General features: G+C 62.6%; 21 protein-coding genes. 9 read left to right on the forward strand and 12 right to left on the reverse strand.

Features of this window, described 5'->3' with window-relative positions; all coding sequences use genetic code 11:
• From WA989_RS08415 to WA989_RS08425, 3 genes are all read right to left on the reverse strand, one after another.
• Positions 1 to 253: serine aminopeptidase domain-containing protein (locus WA989_RS08415; protein ID WP_424340055.1), on the reverse strand; the 253-nt coding region annotated here is incomplete at its 3' end.
• The gene (locus WA989_RS08420) at positions 250 to 1,302 is read right to left on the reverse strand and encodes an endonuclease/exonuclease/phosphatase family protein (RefSeq protein WP_424340056.1); all 1,053 of its coding nucleotides are present in this window, start codon (positions 1,300 to 1,302) and stop codon (positions 250 to 252) included. The genes WA989_RS08415 and WA989_RS08420, both read right to left, overlap by 4 nt.
• Complete coding sequence (locus WA989_RS08425) at positions 1,299 to 2,312, reverse strand: hypothetical protein (RefSeq protein ID WP_424340057.1); 1,014 nt, start codon at positions 2,310 to 2,312, stop codon at positions 1,299 to 1,301. The genes WA989_RS08420 and WA989_RS08425 overlap by 4 nt, the downstream gene beginning before the upstream one ends.
• 134 nt (positions 2,313 to 2,446) lie before the next feature.
• On the opposite strand from WA989_RS08425, the gene WA989_RS08430 reads away from it, so the two are divergent.
• On the forward strand, positions 2,447 to 3,289 hold the full coding sequence (locus WA989_RS08430) for a TauD/TfdA dioxygenase family protein (protein WP_424340058.1): 843 nt from the start codon (positions 2,447 to 2,449) through the stop codon (positions 3,287 to 3,289).
• On the opposite strand, the gene WA989_RS08435 is transcribed toward WA989_RS08430, so the two are convergent.
• Positions 3,286 to 3,774: a CinA family protein gene (locus tag WA989_RS08435; protein ID WP_424340059.1), complete on the reverse strand. Its 489-nt coding sequence runs from the start codon at positions 3,772 to 3,774 to the stop codon at positions 3,286 to 3,288. The genes WA989_RS08430 and WA989_RS08435 overlap by 4 nt on opposite strands.
• A 163-nt stretch (positions 3,775 to 3,937) precedes the next feature.
• On the opposite strand from WA989_RS08435, the gene WA989_RS08440 reads away from it, so the two are divergent.
• Positions 3,938 to 4,414: a MaoC family dehydratase gene (locus WA989_RS08440; RefSeq protein WP_424340060.1), complete on the forward strand. Its 477-nt coding sequence runs from the start codon at positions 3,938 to 3,940 to the stop codon at positions 4,412 to 4,414.
• A 99-nt stretch (positions 4,415 to 4,513) separates the two neighbouring features.
• Complete coding sequence (locus WA989_RS08445; RefSeq protein WP_424340075.1) at positions 4,514 to 5,500, forward strand: sodium:calcium antiporter; 987 nt, start codon at positions 4,514 to 4,516, stop codon at positions 5,498 to 5,500.
• Between the two features lie 10 nt (positions 5,501 to 5,510).
• Here WA989_RS08445 and WA989_RS08450 read toward each other — a convergent pair whose 3' ends face one another.
• Positions 5,511 to 6,506, reverse strand: coding sequence for a helix-turn-helix domain-containing protein (locus WA989_RS08450; RefSeq protein ID WP_424340061.1), 996 nt, complete (start codon positions 6,504 to 6,506; stop codon positions 5,511 to 5,513).
• 101 nt (positions 6,507 to 6,607) lie between these two features.
• On the opposite strand from WA989_RS08450, the gene WA989_RS08455 reads away from it, so the two are divergent.
• On the forward strand, positions 6,608 to 6,967 hold the full coding sequence (locus WA989_RS08455; RefSeq protein WP_424340062.1) for a hypothetical protein: 360 nt from the start codon (positions 6,608 to 6,610) through the stop codon (positions 6,965 to 6,967).
• A 17-nt stretch (positions 6,968 to 6,984) separates the two neighbouring features.
• Here WA989_RS08455 and WA989_RS08460 read toward each other — a convergent pair whose 3' ends face one another.
• Entirely contained in the window at positions 6,985 to 8,511 is a 1,527-nt protein-coding gene (locus WA989_RS08460) for a S10 family peptidase (protein WP_424340063.1), read from the reverse strand.
• A gap of 59 nt (positions 8,512 to 8,570) precedes the next feature.
• Entirely contained in the window at positions 8,571 to 9,401 is an 831-nt protein-coding gene (dapD, locus tag WA989_RS08465) for a 2,3,4,5-tetrahydropyridine-2,6-dicarboxylate N-succinyltransferase (RefSeq protein WP_424340064.1), read from the reverse strand.
• Between the two features lie 124 nt (positions 9,402 to 9,525).
• Between dapD and treF the strand changes: the two genes are divergently transcribed.
• A complete protein-coding gene (gene treF / locus WA989_RS08470) occupies positions 9,526 to 11,160 on the forward strand; it encodes an alpha,alpha-trehalase TreF (protein ID WP_424340065.1) in 1,635 nt (544 codons plus the stop codon).
• 30 nt (positions 11,161 to 11,190) lie between these two features.
• On the opposite strand, the gene WA989_RS08475 is transcribed toward treF, so the two are convergent.
• From WA989_RS08475 to argB, 4 genes are all read right to left on the reverse strand, one after another.
• On the reverse strand, positions 11,191 to 11,571 hold the full coding sequence (locus WA989_RS08475; protein WP_424340066.1) for a c-type cytochrome: 381 nt from the start codon (positions 11,569 to 11,571) through the stop codon (positions 11,191 to 11,193).
• Positions 11,572 to 11,645: 74 nt separating this feature from the next.
• On the reverse strand, positions 11,646 to 12,386 hold the full coding sequence (locus WA989_RS08480) for a pyrimidine 5'-nucleotidase (protein ID WP_424340067.1): 741 nt from the start codon (positions 12,384 to 12,386) through the stop codon (positions 11,646 to 11,648).
• The gene (locus tag WA989_RS08485) at positions 12,383 to 13,411 is read right to left on the reverse strand and encodes a DUF1036 domain-containing protein (protein ID WP_424340068.1); all 1,029 of its coding nucleotides are present in this window, start codon (positions 13,409 to 13,411) and stop codon (positions 12,383 to 12,385) included. The genes WA989_RS08480 and WA989_RS08485 overlap by 4 nt, the downstream gene beginning before the upstream one ends.
• Positions 13,401 to 14,300, reverse strand: a complete 900-nt coding sequence (argB, locus tag WA989_RS08490; RefSeq protein ID WP_424340069.1) for an acetylglutamate kinase — start codon at positions 14,298 to 14,300, stop codon at positions 13,401 to 13,403. The genes WA989_RS08485 and argB overlap by 11 nt, the downstream gene beginning before the upstream one ends.
• 106 nt (positions 14,301 to 14,406) lie before the next feature.
• Here argB and WA989_RS08495 point away from each other — a divergent pair, with 106 nt between their 5' ends.
• Positions 14,407 to 14,907, forward strand: a complete 501-nt coding sequence (locus WA989_RS08495) for a DUF4440 domain-containing protein (RefSeq protein ID WP_424340070.1) — start codon at positions 14,407 to 14,409, stop codon at positions 14,905 to 14,907.
• Between the two features lie 18 nt (positions 14,908 to 14,925).
• Here the strand turns inward: WA989_RS08495 and WA989_RS08500 are convergent, their stop codons facing one another.
• Positions 14,926 to 16,077, reverse strand: coding sequence for a PAS domain-containing protein (locus WA989_RS08500; RefSeq protein ID WP_424340071.1), 1,152 nt, complete (start codon positions 16,075 to 16,077; stop codon positions 14,926 to 14,928).
• Positions 16,078 to 16,304: 227 nt separating this feature from the next.
• Here WA989_RS08500 and WA989_RS08505 point away from each other — a divergent pair, with 227 nt between their 5' ends.
• The 3 genes from WA989_RS08505 to WA989_RS08515 all read left to right on the forward strand — a co-directional run.
• Positions 16,305 to 17,132 (forward strand): MipA/OmpV family protein, encoded by an 828-nt coding sequence (locus WA989_RS08505; RefSeq protein WP_424340072.1) that lies wholly within the window; start codon positions 16,305 to 16,307, stop codon positions 17,130 to 17,132.
• Positions 17,133 to 17,146: 14 nt separating this feature from the next.
• Positions 17,147 to 17,701, forward strand: a complete 555-nt coding sequence (locus WA989_RS08510; protein WP_424340073.1) for a lipocalin family protein — start codon at positions 17,147 to 17,149, stop codon at positions 17,699 to 17,701.
• Positions 17,702 to 17,789: 88 nt separating this feature from the next.
• Positions 17,790 to 18,268: alpha/beta hydrolase (locus WA989_RS08515; protein ID WP_424340074.1), on the forward strand; the 479-nt coding region annotated here is incomplete at its 3' end.

An 18,268-nucleotide genomic window follows, 5' to 3' on the forward strand; every position in this document is an offset into this window, starting at 1 on the left:
GCTTCATGTCGGTCGCCCCGCGCGGCCCCGGCGTTCGGCCATGCCCCTCTGCGTCAAAGCCATAGACGCTGAAGCCAGCCGCATTCAGCGCCGGTATCAGCGCGGAATAGTCCCGCACATAGCGGCCGACATATTCGCCATAGCCATGCTGTAGCAGGATGTTGGCCTTCGCGCCGTCGACCGGCCACTGATAGCCCGCAACCGGCGCGCCGAATTTCCAGACATTTGCGCGCTCGGCCGTGACGTCGCTCATTCTACCGGTCCCTCGTCTGCGCCGTCAGCCGGTTTCACGCCAAGCGTATAGCGCACCGGCTGATGGTCGGTGATCTGGAAGTTGAGGTCGAGCCCTTCAGCGCTTCTGACTTCGACATTGGGCGAGACGAGCAGGCCATCGATGATGGTGCGATAATTCTGCCCGAGTTCATAAGGCCGCTCATTTGTGCGCACGGTCGGCGTTTCGGGATCGAAGGCCAGCTGCCAGCCCTCAGGCAGCTCTTGTTTCGGGAAATCATGGATCCAGAACAGCGCGCTCTCATCGGACGTATTTGCAAAATCGGTCTCGGTGAGGCGCATGTTCCAGTCACCCCCCACCGCCACAGCCCGGCCCTTGTCATAGTGCGCCTGCGCCAGAGCGATCACTTCGCGCAGCTGCTGCATTCGCGTATTCGCCCCTTCGTCAAACGCCGACAGGTGCACATCGATCAGCGTCCAGGGCTGGCCTTCATGCTCAAGCTCCAGCACCTGGACATGATAGCGCCGCCGGATGAAGCCGAGGATCGGCTCAGGCTCTTCGGTCAGCCGCACGATCTCAGGCGCGTCGGCCTCGACCCGCCAGAAAACACCCATTCCATGCCGCAGCCCCATTGAGCCTGGCACAAGACGGGTCTTGATACCGGACGTGAAGTGCGAGCTGTAGCCCGGCAGCGCGTCCCGCAGCCCCTCGACCACATCGACACCGCGATTGAGAAAGCCGCCGCGCGCCAGCTCCTGGAACAGGATCACATCGGCATCCTGCTGGCGCAGCACATCCTGAATGCCTTCAAGATTGCGCTCGACGGCCGCCTTGCTCGGCGGTTGCAGCATCTTGCCGCCATCGGCCTTGAAGTCTGAGTCCGCGCCTAGTCCGGCATAGCCGACATTCCAGATCATGACATTGAGCCTGTCCTCGCTGGCGGGGCCCAGCGGGTCTGCCTCGACGAGGTCGGCCGGGATGGTCTCATCACCGAGCGTGACCGACCGCACGGCTAGCGCGTACCCGGCGAGGATCACGAGAATTATCAGGATCACTGACAAGAGTTTCACACCGCTCCCTCTGCCTTGGCCAACGGCATGGTTGTGTCCGCCTCAGGCTTGTTGAACCGCTCGGCGCTCCACTGGAAGATGCCCAGCAGCGCCGCCACACCGCCCCATTGGTCACTCATCCGCGACAGGAAACCAAGCAGCGCCTGATCATCGACCAGTCGCAGCCAGATGTCGACATAGCGCGAATTAAAGTCCGGTGCGGCGGCAGCGAACTCAGGCCGCATCGGCGCCATCACGGTGAGAACATCGCCAATGAAGCTGCTATACTGTCCGGTATACACCCAGACGCCTGTGACAACGACAAGCGCCAGAGCGACGAACGTGGTCAGATAGGTCGCAAACATCGCTTCCTTCGCGAAGGCGCGGCGAAGCGGTGTGTAACGAACCACAAGGTTGAAGGCGAACAGGCCGGCGGCAAAGACAAAGACCGGCGACATCGAGGCTTCCAGCCGCTTCAGGACTGCCTGCGTGTCGAGGAAGGCCATGTTGAGCCCGCTTGTCTTCGCAGCGATGGGCATGCCGCCAAGCGCCTGCACCTGCGCCAGCACCTCGTCGGCCTCGGCCGAGAACTTGTTCGCGTCGATCACGGCTTCGGACACCATCAGGGCTGCCAGCAGGCAGATGCCGGCGAACACGACGGTGCTGAACACGCCATAGACCATATAGGTCGCCGTCAGCCGGGCTTTCTCGCCGGGCAGGCCCGTCTGGCCCTTATAGGCGCCATAGGCATACACACCGATGACGACCACCACCAAGAATGCGGCGCTGAACACCGGATAGGCGGACAGGATAGAGTCGGGCGAGACCTCCTCGCACACCGCATCGATCGCCAGCAGGAACAGCGCCGCTGCGGTCACGATCACCACCTCGCCGACCGCGCCGCTCAGCTGCAGCGGCTTTTCGCTATCGCCGAAGAACATGGAATGCTCGCGCTTCCAGATCGGTCCAGCGACGACATAGGCCAGCACAACCGAGATGACGGCAGCGAGCCAGCACCAGACAATCAACAAGCAGACCTCCCCCGCTTTTTGCGCACGCTGCAACAATTCTTGCAGCCGCGCAATGAGTTGCCGGAGCTGCCGTTTTGGATCATCCTCGGAGGCATAAGAACGAAATAACCATCAGGGAGGAGATGATGGCGGGCATGCAGATGAAAACACTGCCAGGTGTCGGCATCGAGGTGTCAGGTGTCGATCTGAAGCATCTGAACAAGACCGAAGACGCCGCCATAAGACAGGCATTTGCCGATCAGGGCGTCATCTTCTTTCGGGGGCAGACCCTGAGCGAGGATGACCATATCGCTTTTGCAGAGCGGTTCGGCGAGATCAATGTGAACCGCTTCTTCGCCGCGCATCCGGCCCATCCGCAAATCGCCATGGTCGCCAAGGATGTCGAGGATCGCGACAATATCGGCGGCGGCTGGCACACCGATCATTCCTATGATGTCGAACCAGCGCTCGGCTCTGTGCTGGTCGCGCGCGAACTGCCCGACAGCGGCGGCGATACGCGCTTTGCCAGCATGTACCGGGCGTACGAAACCCTGCCCGACGCCCTCAAGCAGGAGATCGACGGCAAGCGCGCCATCCATTCGGCCCGCCACATCTTCGGCAAATCGCAGACGAGCTATTACTCCACAAGCGCTGCCGGGAACGACAAACGGATCGGCAATGCCGCTGTCGCCGACACGCTGACCGATGTTACCCACCCCATCGTCATCACCCATCCGCTGTCAGGCAAGAAGGCGCTCTATGTGAACCCGGCCTTCACCATTGGCATCGAAGGCATGGATGAAGAGGCCGGCAAGGCGCTGCTCCAGCGGCTCTTTGCTCATGCGATGAACGGCGATCATGTGTATCAGTTCAAATGGGAGCCCGGCTCCATCGCCTTCTGGGACAACCGGTCGACATGGCATTGGGCGCTGAATGACTATCATGGCCAGCGCCGCGTCATGCACCGCATCACGATTGAAGGCTGCGGGCTGAACTAGGGCGCCTTCAGGCCGTCCAGCAAGAGGCTCAGCGCTTCTGCCGCAAACAGCCGCATATTGGCGGGCCGGTCAGACAGGCCGGTCTCGAGCGTTCTCGATATCTCCAGCCCCTCGCCTATGAGCGCCACGCAGGTATGGCCCGCCGCATCGCCATAACCATTGCCGGTCGGTCCGGCGGCGCCCGTCTCGCAAAGCCCCCAGTCGGCATCGAGCTTGCCGCGCACGGTCTTCGCCAGAATGCGCGCATAAGGCTCGGTCGATGACCGCGTCCCCTCAATATCGCCGCGGCCAAGGCCTATCAGTCCGCGGAAGGCCTGCGGCGTATAGATCACCCCGCCGCCGCGATAAAAGCGCGAGGCGCCGGACTGGGCCAGCAATGCCGCCGACACCAGACCGCCGGATGAGGATTCAGACACGGCGACCGTCTCGCCGCGCGCCTTCAAACGGTCGCCGATCTCGGCGGCCAGAGGGAGAAGTGTTTCCATGGACGCCATCAAGCCGAAGTGCCACGGGTCATGCAAGCCGGCGTGTCGATTTAATCAGGGCCGCGTCGAACACGGTATCCCCATTCCCCAAGGTCAGGGTTTGAAGTCTTGGCGGGGCCATCCGATCTGTCATGAGCAATCGATCTGGAGAGGGCCCGCGCGAATGAAATACTTTGAGGACCTGGAAATCGGCACCGTCACCAAGGCGCCGCGCACCTACAAGGTAACCCGTGAGGAAGTCATCGAGTTTGCCTCGAAATATGACCCGCAGCCCTTCCACCTTGATGACGAAGCGGCCAAGCAGACCTTTTTCGGCAAACTTTCGGCTTCGGGCTGGCACACCGCCGCCATGATGATGCGCCTGATGGTGGAGACGATGCAGTCTGGCGAGCCGCAGGCCGGGCTCGGCTCTCCCGGCATTGACGAGCTTCGCTGGATCAAGCCGGTCTATCCCGGCGACGAGCTTAGCGCGCAAACCACGCTGATCTCGAAACGCCGGATGAAGTCACGGCCCGATATGGGCCTGTCCAAGGCAAAACACGAAGTCTTCAACCAGCATGGCGATCTGGTCCTCACCATGATCGGCAATGGCCTTATCAAGGTGAGAGACCCTGACGCGCCGATCGAGGAAGACGGCTGAACCGTCAAAGCGGAACTTCGTCTGCGACCGCGCATTCCAGTAACGCCGGATTGGACGTAAACGGGGACCGCATAAATCTCGATTGAGCTCGCCTTCGCCATCTTCCTGATCGCCACGCTTTTCGTGGCCGGCGCAGGCATTCGCATCACGACGATCGCAGACCGGCTGGCCGACAGAACCGGCCTTGGCGAGGCGGTCTTTGGCGGCATCCTCCTCGGCGCCAGCACGTCCCTCTCCGGCATCGTCACCTCCCTGACCGCCGCAAGCGACGGCCTTGCCTCTCTCGCCGTCTCCAACGCCGTTGGCGGCATTGCGGCGCAGACGACCTTCCTCGTCATCGCGGACCTTCTCTACCGGCGGGTCAATCTCGAACATGCCGCTGCCGATGCGAACAATATGCTGATGGCCGCGACGCTGATGCTGCTGATCAGCCTGCCGCTCGCCGCCGCCTTCTCGCCAGAGATCACCCTGTTTGCGATCCACCCGGTCTCGGTCCTGCTCTTCATCGTCTACCTGTTCGGTGCCAAGGCCGCGATTTCGCTCAAGGACAAGCCCATGTGGCAACCTGAGCAGACAGACGAGACCCGGGCAGACGACCCTGATGAGGAGGCGGCCAGCAAGCGCCCGCTGCCAATCATGATTGCCAGCTTTGTGGGCCTCAGCCTCGTGCTTGCGCTTTGCGGCTATGGCATTGCCCGCTCGGCGGCTGTGATTTCCGAAGAGTTCGGCATTTCGCAGACCATTGTCGGGGCACTGATGACGGCGGTCGCGACATCACTGCCGGAACTTGTCACCACGCTGACGGCTGTGCGGCGCGGCGCGCTGCAGCTCGCCGTGGGCGGCATTATCGGCGGCAATGTCTTCGACGTGCTCTTCCTGTCCGTCTCCGATGTCGCCTATCGCGATGGCTCGATCTATCACGCGATGACGCCGTCGGACGAGCTGATGCTGATCGGCGCGGTGATGATCACAGCCATCCTGCTCATGGGCCTGATCATGCGCGAACGGCGCGGCATCGGCTTTGAAGGCCTCGCCATTCTCGCCACCTATTTCGGCCTGGTCGGCATCCAGCTGACGCTGGGCTAATGACGTTGGGCTAGCCGGCGGCGCGCATCTCGAACCGTTTGCGATAGGCATGCGGCGAGGTGCCGGCAATGTCCCGGAAGGCCGTCCGGAACGTCTCGACAGAGCCAAAACCGGACTGCACCGACACATCATTCAGGCTGAGATCGGTCTTTTCCAGCAGGCTCATTGCGCGGAAAATCCGCTCGCGCCGCAGCCATTTCAGCGGCGTCACGCCTGTGCCTTCGCGAAACCGGCGCAGGAAGGTCCGCTCGCTCATCCCTGCATGATCGGCAAGCTCTGTGATCGAGACAGGCTGGTCCAGCCGCTCGCGCGCCCATTCAAGCGTCGCCGACACGGACTGGCCGGGCCGCACCTGATAAGGCGCCTCGATATATTGCGACTGGCCGCCTTCCCTGTGCGGCGGGGTCACCAGGCTGCGCGCGATTGTGTTGGCAATCTCCGCACCATAATCGAGCCGGATGACATGCAGGCTGCAGTCAACCGCTGCGCTCGACCCGGCCGAGGTGATCACATCGCCCTCATCGACATAGAGGACATCCTCGACGATCTCGATGTCGGGAAAACTCTCCTTCAGCACCGGCAGGTCACGCCAATGGGTGGTCGCGCGCCGTCCTGACAGAAGCCCTGCGTGCGCCAGCACAAACGCGCCTGTGCAGAAGGAGATGATGCGCGCGCCATTGGCGTAGGCCTTGCGCAGCGCGTCGAGCAGATCCTCAGGCGGTCTTTCATGAATGTCGCGCCAGGCCGGCACGATGACCGTCTCAGCGGTTTCCATTGCCTCATAACCAAGCTCGGGCTGCATCGTCATGCCGCCAAGCGTGCGGATCGGCGCTGTCGGCCCGGCCACCACATGGTCATACCAGGGCACGTGGATGATCTCGGGACGCGCCCAGCCGAAGATTTCGACAGCGATGCCGAACTCGAGAGGCCACAGCCTGTCATAGGCGACGGTCACCACGCGGTGCCCGCCTGCGCCATTTGGTTTTCTTTTCAGTTTTGTCGTCATTGGCGAAAACTTACCATACAATGTCATTTCTGCCAATTCAGGACTTGCACTTGGGCTCTTAGCTTTCCTGCATGACACCGCAGACCCGGAAGGACATCCCCATGAGCCACCTCCTCATCGCAGGCGCATTCGCCGCATCCGCCGCCTTTGGCGCAATCCTCATCGGACAGGACAACGCCCCCACAGACCCAGCCGCCATGCAGGCGGTGATCTCATGCGCGGACGGTTTCATGGAAGACGGAGAGGCCAGCGACGCCGTCGCGCTTCTGACCGCGGCAGGCTACAGGCCCGGCGAGGCCCGCGCCGACTATGAGTACACCCTGGCCGCCGCCTATCACGCGCTTCACCGCCGCAATGAGGCGCACGACCACCTGCAACGCGCGCTTCGCGCAGACCCGTCCCATGAGGAGGCCCTCAGCCTGAAGCAGAATTACGTCCATGTCGGCCCGCAGGCGAAATAGATCAGTCGGGGCGCCCCTTAGTCCGGACGCATGTCTTCCAGCGACCCTGCATAGAAGGCGCGCAGGTCCGCAGCGACGGCCTCAAGCGCCGGCTCGTGCAGATACATCATGTGACCGGCCTGATAATAGGTCATCGCAACCCGGTCCTGCGGGATGCCATAGCGGCCAAAGGTGACCTCGGCGTCGAAGAAGGGCGTGATCATGTCGTAGAGGCCATTGGCGACCCAGACCTCGAGCCCGGTATTCTGCCGCATCGCCGTCGTCAGCTGCCGGCCGGCATTGACATATTTCGGCTCCCAGAACTCGCCTTCAGGCGCGGTGCGGAAATCCCATTTCGACCCCGCCTCGCCGCTTGAGAGCATGTAGGGCCTGTCCATGTCGACGCCGAGATCAGCGGCAAGATACTGGTTCATCAGCGCAGAATAGGCCGATGACACGAAATAGCTCGCCGCGTCGCCATCCGGGGTCTCGGCAATGTCGTCAGCCTCATCGCCGGCATAGCGCCCGTCCAGGCGGCCAATGGCAAGGCCGCGATCGCGCAGAAGCTCCTTCTGGAAACGCGGCATCAGGATGCGCAAATCAGAGGTCTCGATATAGTCTGCGTCGAGCCCGGTGAAATAGACCAGCCGGTCCCGGATACGCGCGCGTTCGTCGGCTGAGAGCCGCGCGCCCTTCATCAGCGCGGGGCCGTACTCATCGCGCGCAAAGGCCCGCGCCTCAGCCAGAAACTCGTCCTGCGGCACGCCCTGCCCGGCTTTGCCATGATACTGCGCGGCCGCCGCCATGCTCGGCAGATAGGTGATGTAGGAATAGACATTGTCGTGGATCGAGGTGGAGCCCTCATAGTCGAGCGCCTGCGAAATCAGGACGAGGCCATTGAGCGCGATGTCTACATCGCCCGTCGTCAGCTCCTCGGCGAGATAGGCCGCCCGCGTCGTTCCGAAGCTTTCCCCGATCAGGTATTTCGGCGCGTTCCAGCGCTTGTTGTCGGTGAGCCAGAGGCGGATGAATTCAGCAATCGAGCCCTTGTCGCCCGCCTCGTTCCAATAGTCCTCATTCTTCCCCTCGCCGATCGCCCGGCTGAAGCCGGTACCGACCGGATCGATGAAAACAAGATCGGTGACATCGAGAAGGCTGAGCGGATTGTCCGCCATCGTGTAAGGCGCCGCGCCATCATCGGCGTCGGCATTGCTCGCCACCACGGCGCGCTTCGGCCCGAGCAGGCCGAGATGCAGCCAGATAGACGCAGAGCCCGGCCCGCCATTGAAAACAAAGCTGACAGGACGCTCAGGCCCGGCCTTGTCCTTGATATAGGAGATGGCGAAGAGGCTGGCCGCGGGCTCGCCAACCTCGCCCGCGATATAGGTCTCGCCCCCCTTGACCGGATAGGCCACGCGCGTACCGCCAAATGTGCCGGTATGGCTCGTCTCGAACATGACCGGATCAGGGATCGGTTTTGCCGCCGCTTCGGATTTTTCCTCATCGGCACAGGCCAGCCCCGGCACCGCCGCCGCCAGCAAACAAGCCACCAGAAAAGCACGCATAATCAACCCCTCATCATTTGAGGAGCGATTTCACTGAATTACGCAGATAGAGCAAGTATCTAGGGCCGCAGCAGCTCGTTAATGCCGGTCTTGCTGCGTGTGCGCTCATCCACCGTCTTGATGATCACCGCGCAGTAGAGGCTCGGCCCCTTATTGTCGCCGCTCGGCATGGTCCCCGGCACGATGACCGAATAGGCCGGCACTTCGCCCATATGGACTTCGCCCGTCTTGCGGTCCACGATCTTGGTCGACTGGCTGAGATAGGTGCCCATGGCGAGCACCGAACCTTCGCGCACGATGACGCCCTCGGCCACTTCAGCGCGCGCGCCGATGAAGCAATTATCCTCGATGATGGTCGGATTGGCCTGCAGCGGCTCGAGCACGCCGCCAATGCCCGCGCCGCCTGAGAGGTGCACGCCCTTGCCGATCTGCGCGCACGAGCCGACCGTCGCCCAGGTGTCGACCATGGTGCCCTCATCGACATAGGCGCCAATGTTCACGAAGCTCGGCATCAACACCACGCCGGACGCGATATAGGAGCCACGCCGCGCGACAGCATTCGGCACCGCGCGCAGGCCAGATGCCTCGAAATCGTCAGCGCTCCAGCCATCGAACTTGCTCGGCACCTTGTCCCACCAGGTCGAGCCGCCCGGCCCGCCCTTGATCGGCCCGTTTGCATTGAGGCGGAAAGACAGCAGCACGGCCTTCTTCAGCCACTGGTTCACATGCCAGTCGCCATCGCCGCCCTTTTCAGCGACACGCGCCTTGCCGGCATCCAGCATCGAGAACGCTTCTTCGACAGCGCCCCGCACCTCGCCTTTCGTGTCGGCCGACACATCCGCGCGGTCGTCCCAGGCCTGTTCAATGATGCTCTCAAGCTGTGCGGTCATGCGGTGTCTCCATTTCCTGTCTGCTTGGGCCTGGGGCCGCGCCCGATGCGCGATTGGTCCCTGCCTCTTGAGGTCGCCGGTCGTATAGTCGACATAGAGGCAGAGGTCATCCCCCGGAGACGTCATGACACAAAAACCGATCCCGGCGCTTACCGTCATGCTGACGGCAATCGCGATCCTCCTCGCCGGGTGTGCATCTCCCCCGGCAGACCGGGAGGGCGCAAAACAGAGCGAACTGCAACCGCACTCACGTCGTTATCCCGATGCCTATCCCGCCATTGCGCTTAGCGGGCTTGTCGATCCGAAGGATTGGGCCGACGCCGTCCCGCGCGCCCCGGCCGATGAGATCAACCGCGTCTGGAAGATGGAAACCCCGCAGACCAATGAGGCGTTGAGCCGCTTCATCGAGACCTGGTTCGACCTGCCTGACGAGGTGCGAACAGATGACGCCATCGACTTGGGCGATACGCCGACGCTGTCTGCTCATATCGGCGCACTCTGGCCGCAACTCACCCGCCAGGCCGATGAAGGCGTTGAGGCCGGTTCGCTCATCCCATTGCCTAACCCCTATATCGTGCCCGGCGGACGTTTCCGCGAAGTCTATTACTGGGACGCCTATTTCACCATGACCGGCATGGGCCTTGAGCATGACGCCATCAAGCGCGACATGGTCGATAATTTCGCCTGGCAGATCGCCCGCTTCGGCCATGTGCCAAATGCAAACCGCACCTATTATCTCAGCCGCTCACAGCCACCATTCTTCTTCGCCATGGTCGGCCTCCTGTCGCCCGGCGACAAACCGGCGGCCTGGGCGGCCTATCTGGACGCATTGAAAGCCGAACATGCCTTCTGGATGGCCGGCGAACGCAGCGTGGAGCTGCCACATGGCGCGATCCTCAACCGCTATTGGGATGCGCGAACAGTGCCGCGCGACGAATCCTTCATTCAGGACAGCGAGACGGCGGAAGGGGCAGCCCGCGAAAGGGCCGAGTTGTTTCGCGACCTTCGCGCCGGCGCCGAAAGCGGCTGGGATTTCTCTTCGCGCTGGCTCACCGATCCACAGGACCTTTCCACCATCCGCACCACGCGCATCCTGCCGGCCGACCTCAATGCGCTCCTCTACGGGCTGGAGCAGGCCATCGCTGCAGGCTGCGAGCGCGCCGGCGATGCGCCATGTGCGGAGAAATTCAACGAGGCGGCCAAAGCCCGCCAGACCGCCATGCGCCGCTATCTCTGGGACGCGGAGATGGGCGCGTTTGCCGACTACGATCTCGACACAGGTGCGAGCACGGGGCGCGTGTCTGCCGCCTCGATTTACCCGCTCTACTTCGGCCTCGCCTCAGCCCAGGAAGCGACCTCCACCGCCCGTCTCGTCGAGCAGGCGCTCCTGAAACCACAGGGACTCGCCGCCACGCCGCTCAAGACAGGCCAGCAGTGGGATGCGCCGAATGGCTGGGCGCCGCTGCACTGGCTCGCCGTGATCGGCCTGGAGCGCTATGGCGAAGATGCCCTTGCCAGAGAGATCGCGCGGCGCTGGCTGGAAACGGTCTCACGCGCCTATTGCGAGAGCGGCAAGCTGGTCGAGAAATATGACGTCGTCACCGCCCGCCCCGGCGGCGGCGGGGAGTATCCAACGCAGGACGGGTTTGGCTGGACGAATGGCGTCACCATGGCGCTCCTCGCGCACTATCCAGACTTCGCCGCTTATGGCGAAATTCGACCCCGGTTGCAGGCCCCGGAAAGCTGCGCGGCCCAATAAATACGGCATCTGAGCAGACGCCGAGGCCGGTCAATCGACGGGCTGAGGGGCCTGGATGGACACGAGATAGGCCAGGACGGCATCTGTTCCGATCGGCCCGAACTCGAAATCCGGCATATCCGGATGGCCGACATGGATCCCTTCGCGGAAATCGTCTGCGAGCGCCTCCGGATCAAAATCGGCAAGAACCGTCCTCAGCGGCGGCGCGTCTGCTCTCGGGCTGTCATCGCTCGCTCCGATGGCGTGGCAGGTCGTGCACTGGTCCTCAACGATGTCGCGGCCATCGGCAATGAGGTCTGCGTCGGTCTCTCCTGTATCAGAGACAGGCGTGGACGCTGGGCTCTCGGTTTGCCCGCACGCCGCGATAGCGATGAAGGCCAGTCCCAGCAAAAGGCCGATACGAGAGTTCATGTCACATCCTCCTTGTCGTCAAAGCGCGATGGCGCCATTCGCAGCCGCCTCCCATCCATGCGGAAACACAGAGCCTAAGGCAAGGATGTCCGTTCTGGATGAAGCGCTTTCAGCACGGTCTGCAGGAAGCCGGTGAGATTGTCGGTGACGTAATCGATATGCGGCTGGTGAACGTCGCTTGGCCCGGCGGGTCTCGCCTCAATGGGCTCATGGCTCCAGTCCTTGCTGGACTGGACCAGCACGGTGGCAAAACCGATCGTATGGGCCGGCGCGAGATTGCGTTCGAGATCCTCGAAGAAAACCGCGCGTTCCGGGTCGACATCATGATGGCGGCAGAAGGCCTCATAGGCCTCAGCGGCGGGCTTAGGGTGATACAGGCTGTCCTCGATGCCGAACAGGCCGTCGAATACGGTATTCAGCTGCATATGCTCGGTCACGCGCTCGGCATGGCCGCGCGAGCCATTGGTGTAGACAAGCTTGCGGCCGGGCAGTGCGGCAATCGCCTCACACAGGTCCGGCAGCACAGGCAGCGGCGACAGGTCAATCTCATGGACGTGGGCGAGGAATTCCTCTGGCGCCATGCCATGCATGGTCATCATGCCTTTGAGCGTCGTGCCATGCTCGGCATAATACTGCTTCTGCAGGGCGCGCGCTTCGGCGCGGTCCATTCTCAGGAAGCGGGCGACGAAATCGGTCATGCGCTGGTCGATTTGCGCAAATAGATCGCATTCGGCCGGATACAGCGTGTTATCGAGATCGAAGACCCAGACATCGCGCCCGAGAATCCGGCTCAGGTCGAGCCGCTCAGCTGTCACGAGTCCGCCTCGGCAAAATCGCGCTCGAAAAACTCGAAGAGAAGGCGGCGGTCTTGAGCTGGCGGCGTCGCCTTGAACATGGCCGTGCGGTGCGCGGATGCTTCGCAATTATCGCGTCCGAGGATCGCAAAGCGCACCCGCGACACACAGAATGGATCAGCGGCCTCCTTCAAGGTGCGCATCTTTCCGTCTTCTTCCATCTCGGCGAACACAAAATGCTCCGCCGTCAGCAGGGGCTCATCGACCACACGCGCGCAGCCGCCGCTTTCCAGCATCCACCAGCCCCGGCTTTCCCAGCCTTCACCGCGCCGGCGCGCAATCGCGCTCCAGATCCGGTTGCGGGTACGATTACACAGCGTCAGCCCGATATTGCGGCCCCTTTCCTGCCCGATCTGTTCGAGCACATCGATCAGATCATCATCGCTGGTCTCTGCCGGCAGGTCATTCTGGCTAAGGAACTCACCGATCGCCGCGCGCGTCTTGCGCCCGATATTGCCATCGATATTGCCATTGAAGACCCCTGCATCGGCGAGCAGTCGCTGCACGCCCGCAGCGGCCGATTCTTCGGAGTCATACTCTTCTGTTTCCGTGAAACTGGTCCGCCAGCTATTCTTGTTCTCGATCAGCACGGGCCGGAAGTCGCGCGGCTCCAGCCCCATGGCCGAACAGTCCTGCGGGCTTTCGACAGAGAAGCTGCCCGTCGTGTCGACACAGAGCGGAAAGTCCCCGCCCCAGATCTTGCGACCGCCGCGATGGGCCGTGGAGGAACGCGCGAAAAGATAATGCACGCCGGGGCGAAGCTCGCCGGCCAGCGCCAGTTCGCAAGCGCCGGGCCGCAGCCGCTTCCAGCCATCGACGACAACGCCCTGGCCTTCATAGCGCGCGACAGACGCCTCGATGACATAAGACGTGCGATTGCACAGCGACCAGCCCTTGTTGCTGGCCTGCGCGTCTGCTGCGCCGCCGGCTATGCCAAGACCTGAAAGAAGCGCCAGCGAGACCGCCGCCATTCCTTTAAAGAACAATCGTACCTGCACCATGTTCGGTAAATAGCTCCATGAGCAGGGCGTGCTTTGCCCGGCCGTCTAAGATGACAGCCCCTCCAACCCCATTCTTGACGGCTCCGGCAGCGGTTTCAAGCTTCGGTATCATACCGCCTGACGCTGTACCGTCCGCAATCAGGTCTGCCACCTGGTCTGCCTTGATTTCACGGATCAATTCCTTGTGCTTGTCGAGCACGCCGGCGACATCGGTCAGCAGCAGCAGGCGGCTCGCGCCCAGGGCGGCGGCGACGGCGCCAGCGGCGGTATCGGCATTCACATTGTAGCGCTTGCCTTCTGTATCGAAGCCGACGGGGGCGATCACCGGGATGAAATCATGATCGTAATTGCCAAGCAGGTTGAGCACCGAGACGTCGATCGCTTCCGGCTCACCCACAAAGCCAAGATCGATAACCTGTTCGACATGGCTGTCGGGATCCTTGGTCGTGCGTGTGGCGCGCTTGACCCGCATCAAATCCGCATCCGACCCTGACAGGCCAACCGCCTTGCCGCCTGCCTTGTTGATGGCGCGCACGATGGATTTGTTGATCGGGCCGGACAAGACCATCTCGACCACTTCCATGGTCGCATCATCAGTGATCCTGAGGCCGTCGCGAAACTCCGACTGGATACCAAGCCGCTCCAGCAGGCTCGCAATCTGCGGGCCCCCGCCATGCACGATGACCGGGTTCACGCCGAGATGTTTGAGCAGCACGACATCGCGCGCAAACGCGTCGGCAAGCTCTGCATCGACCATGGCATGGCCGCCATATTTGATCACCACGGTCTGGCGGTCATAGCGCTGGATATAGGGCAGCGCCTCGGACAGCGTGGCCGCGGTAAACTGGCCGGGAATGGGGGTCTCTTCGCTCATGGAGGAGGCGTGTAACGGGTTTTGCCTCGCGGGTTAAGTGGCAAGGCTTGCGATCGTCGCCGCAGGCGGCCTACATTTCGTTTGCGACACGCTACGGAGGGACGTTATGAAACACTTTACGACAATGACCATCGCCAGTGGCCTCGCCCTCGCTGCGGCCTGCGCGACAACGCCAGCACCTGACGCGCAGCCTGCGCTCGATACCGCCGCAGAAGCCGCTGCCATCGATCAGGTCCGCGAGGATTTCATGGCCGCCATGGCCGCGCAGGATTTCGCGGCCCTCGGTGCGCTCAGCCATCCGGACTTCCAGCAGGTCATGCCCGGCGGCCCGGCGCATCTTGAGACGTTCGCCAGCGCCACGAACGGCCCCTTCCCGCCCGGCTACAGCCTCGACATTACCCCGAAGGAGCTGGTCGTCATCAATGAGGACTGGGCCTATGAGTATGGCACCACGGTGATCTCCTACCTGCCCGAGGGCGCAAGCGAGCGGGTCGAGATACCGAACACCTATCTGCTGATCCTGAAGAAATATGAGGGCGCCTGGAAACCCTACCGCGAAGTGGCGAGCGCCCTGCCGCCGCCGGGCGGCTGGCCGGAGAGGGAGTAAGCCCCTCTCTCCGCCTGCCTACTGACCGTTGGTATCGGCCGCGCCGGTTGTTGACAGCTCGACTGTGATCCGGGTCCCCGTCGGGCCGGACTGCACATCGAGGTCGGCCTTGAGCGATTTCGTCAAGCCGAGGACGACGCTGCCGCCAAGGCCCGAATGCGAGTTGCCACTCGTCGTATCGAGAACGCCCTTTTCCTTTTCAGCGAGATCGCGCTGCTGGCTGACACTCCGTGATCGGTAGGGCCACTTGCTGCCCGCCGGCATCCCGGCGCCGTCATCCTCGACGATCAGCTGCACCCGCTCGCCCTCCACCTTTTCGAAGCGGACCGTGATGGTCCCGCCCTCGCCGTCCACAAAGGCGTGCTCGAAGGCATTGGTCAGGAATTCCGTCAGCAGCAGGCCGAGCCGACCGGCGGCATCGACTGAAATCTGCACAGGCTCGCAATTTGCCACCATGCGCACCGACGCATTGCCGCTGATGCCGGACAGAACATTCGCGACACGGCTGAGATATGTCCCACCATTGATCCATGAACCATGGTGTTCGCCCGGCTCTCCGGGCTTGATCATTTCATCGTAGAGCAGAGCCAGCGACTCGATCCTGTGCGCCAGCGCGTCAAAGGATTTGCGCGTGATATCACGGCGTGAATAGGTCCGGATCAGGCTGACCACCATGGACAGATGGTTCTTTACCCTGTGCTGCAGTTCACTCAGCATGACGTTGGACGGGGTGTCATGAGCCGGCCGCTTGCCGCCCCCTGTTCCAGCCGCGTTGCCATCCTCCTGCTCGGCCACCTCACGTTGCACGGCCAGGAAGGCCTCGACCTCGCCACTTTCATCCTCAATCGGGGAGAGCAGGATTTCATTGATGAAGGCGCTGCCGTCTGCGCGATAATTCCTTATCCGGATCGTGTCTTCCTGCCGGTTCGCGACTACCTGGCGCAGGCGGTCTATATCCGCTGTCGCCGTCTCATCGCCCTGCAGGAAACGGCAATTGCGCCCGATCGCGTAATCAGGGCTGTACTGGGTCAGCGCCTCGAAGCCGTAATTGGCGTAGACGATCGGATTATCTGGCAGTCTCGGGTCCGAAATAACGATAGACAGCGAAGAGCGTGCGATCGCAGGCGTAACAAGATGCTCGCCATGGCCGTGGTCGGGATTGCCGGACACAATGCGGCCCTCCAATTCGCGAGACGGATCAGTCCCAAAGGATCAAAATAGTGGGCGCGCCTGACATCGATCAGCCCACCACCGTGATCTTGCCCCAATCGGGCCAAGAGAACAACCGCCTGACCTCCAGAAGGGTTTCACGTCTTGCCGGGCACAGACCTCTTGGCTGATCCACTGGGGGCGGCCTGCCGTAGACAGATCAAAGCGATCAGCAGACGGACCCTTCCATGAAATACACCCTGACAGCCGCCGCCTTTCTCACGGGCAGCGCCGCCTTCGTCTTCACGGCCCACCCGCAGGAGCGCGAGCCGCTCGACGGCTGGCAGGTCAGCGTCGGCGCGGGCGTCCTGACCTCGCCCACCTATGAGGGCGACGATGACTATGACCTGAAAGTCCTTCCCAACCTCCAGTTTCGCTATGGCGCGCGCTTCTTTGCATCGGTTCAGGACGGCGTCGGCTATCGGCTGTTCAACTCGGACACTCTCTCCGCCGGCCCGATCGCCAGGGTCCGCTTCTCGCGCGATGAGGATGGCGACCAGACCTTCTCTGTCACAGGCGGTGAGACAGACGACCTGCTCGGCCTTGGCGATGTCGATACGACAATCGAGGTCGGTGGTTTTGTCGGATGGACGGTGGGCGACATTGCGCTGTCAGGCGAAGTGCGACAGGGGCTCGGCGGCCATGAAGGGCTCGTCGCAGACCTCGGCGCATCCTGGCGCGGCCGGCTCACAGGCTTCGGCCCGCCTGTCTTCTGGTCTGCCGGCCCGAGTATCCGCCTCGCCGACAGCGACTATACCTCCGCCTATTTTGGCGTGACACCGCTCCAGTCGGTGCGCTCCGGCCTGCCGCAATATGAGGCCGATGGCGGGCTCTATTCCTACGGGCTCGGCGCCAGCGCCTTTGTCCCGCTCGACCGGGACAATCGCTGGTCGCTCGTCATGATCGCCGGCTATGACCAGTTGGCAGGCGATGCGGGCGACGCGCCCCTGGTGGATCTGCGCGGCGCACGCGACCAATTCACGTTTGGCGCGTTTCTCTCCCGCACCTTCCAGTAACCCGGACAAGACTTATGAAACACGCCCTCTCCGCCCTCGCCCTTGCCTCCCTCGTCCCGTTCGCGGCCGGCTGCTCCATTCTCACCCAGCCTGACTATCGCGATGAGACCACGCCGCCGCCGACCGTCGAAAGCGTCGATCTGGAGCGCTATGCCGGCCTCTGGCACGAGATTGCGCGCTACCCCAACAGTTTCGAACGGGGCTGCACCGACACGACGGCGGAATATGGCCTGCGCGAGGATGGCCGCATCTCCGTCACCAATTCCTGCACCAAGGAAAAGACCGGCGAGCGCGATGTCGCCGAAGGCGTCGCGAAACCTGTCGAGGGCTCGAACAATTCAAAACTGAAAGTGAAATTCGCCCCCAGCTGGGTCCCCTTCGCCTGGGGCGACTACTGGATCCTGCATCTGGAACCTGACTATTCCGCCGCCCTCGTCGGCTCCCCCGATGGCAAATATCTCTGGATCCTCGCCCGCGACGAAGACCCGGAGCAGGCGGTGATTGACCGGATCTTGGAGAAGGCCGAAGCGCTGGGATACGAAACCGAACCGCTCATGTTTGCGGAGTAATTGGTCAGGCCTGATCAATTGAGATCCTTGCCATCCGCACCGCTAGTCGTTTGTCTGGCTCGTAGGAAACAAAAAGGCGAGGCGCGCGATGAAGACATGGTTATTGGGGCTGGCTCTGGGCCTCACATGGGCAGGCTCTGCCGCAGCGCAGACCGCCGACACCGGTCCCACCGCCCAGATCGTGCCGGCCGTTCCCGGTCAGCAAGTCTATCTGCCCACCGTTGATGAGACCGCCGCCGACACCGAGCAGTGGAACCGGGTCTTCGGACAGGTCTGGGTGCGCAATGTCTCGAAACCTTCGATCTACCCTGTGATGCCAAAGAACGGACGCGGGAACGGCCAGGCCGTCATCATCGTGCCGGGCGGCGGATTCTCTTTCGTCTCCATCGAGAGCGAGGGCTTCCGCGTGGCCGAACGCCTCGCCGCCGAGGGCTACACGGCCTTTGTTCTCAAATATCGCCCTCGTCCGACACCCGAAGCGCCGGATGCTTTTCTGGAGCAGATCAACAGGGAGTTTCAGGCGCTGGGCCGCGTGGAGGACACGCTGGACCAGACCGCCAATGCACC

Source organism: Henriciella sp., assembly GCF_049649345.1.
GTDB lineage: Bacteria > Pseudomonadota > Alphaproteobacteria > Caulobacterales > Hyphomonadaceae > Henriciella.

Bases quoted from the DNA above. Each gene is read 5' to 3' on its own strand.
- WA989_RS08505 (WP_424340072.1), top strand. From the start codon at position 16,305: ATGAAATACACCCTGACAGCCGCCGCCTTTCTCACGGGCAGCGCCGCC.
- treF (WP_424340065.1), top strand. From the start codon at position 9,526: ATGACACAAAAACCGATCCCGGCGCTTACCGTCATGCTGACGGCAATC.
- WA989_RS08475 (WP_424340066.1), bottom strand. From the start codon at position 11,571: ATGAACTCTCGTATCGGCCTTTTGCTGGGACTGGCCTTCATCGCTATC.
- WA989_RS08455 (WP_424340062.1), top strand. From the start codon at position 6,608: ATGAGCCACCTCCTCATCGCAGGCGCATTCGCCGCATCCGCCGCCTTT.
- WA989_RS08460 (WP_424340063.1), bottom strand. From the start codon at position 8,511: ATGCGTGCTTTTCTGGTGGCTTGTTTGCTGGCGGCGGCGGTGCCGGGG.
- WA989_RS08510 (WP_424340073.1), top strand. From the start codon at position 17,147: ATGAAACACGCCCTCTCCGCCCTCGCCCTTGCCTCCCTCGTCCCGTTC.
- WA989_RS08495 (WP_424340070.1), top strand. From the start codon at position 14,407: ATGAAACACTTTACGACAATGACCATCGCCAGTGGCCTCGCCCTCGCT.
- WA989_RS08450 (WP_424340061.1), bottom strand. From the start codon at position 6,506: ATGACGACAAAACTGAAAAGAAAACCAAATGGCGCAGGCGGGCACCGC.
- WA989_RS08430 (WP_424340058.1), top strand. From the start codon at position 2,447: ATGCAGATGAAAACACTGCCAGGTGTCGGCATCGAGGTGTCAGGTGTC.
- WA989_RS08435 (WP_424340059.1), bottom strand. From the start codon at position 3,774: ATGGAAACACTTCTCCCTCTGGCCGCCGAGATCGGCGACCGTTTGAAG.
- WA989_RS08440 (WP_424340060.1), top strand. From the start codon at position 3,938: ATGAAATACTTTGAGGACCTGGAAATCGGCACCGTCACCAAGGCGCCG.
- argB (WP_424340069.1), bottom strand. From the start codon at position 14,300: ATGAGCGAAGAGACCCCCATTCCCGGCCAGTTTACCGCGGCCACGCTG.
- dapD (WP_424340064.1), bottom strand. From the start codon at position 9,401: ATGACCGCACAGCTTGAGAGCATCATTGAACAGGCCTGGGACGACCGC.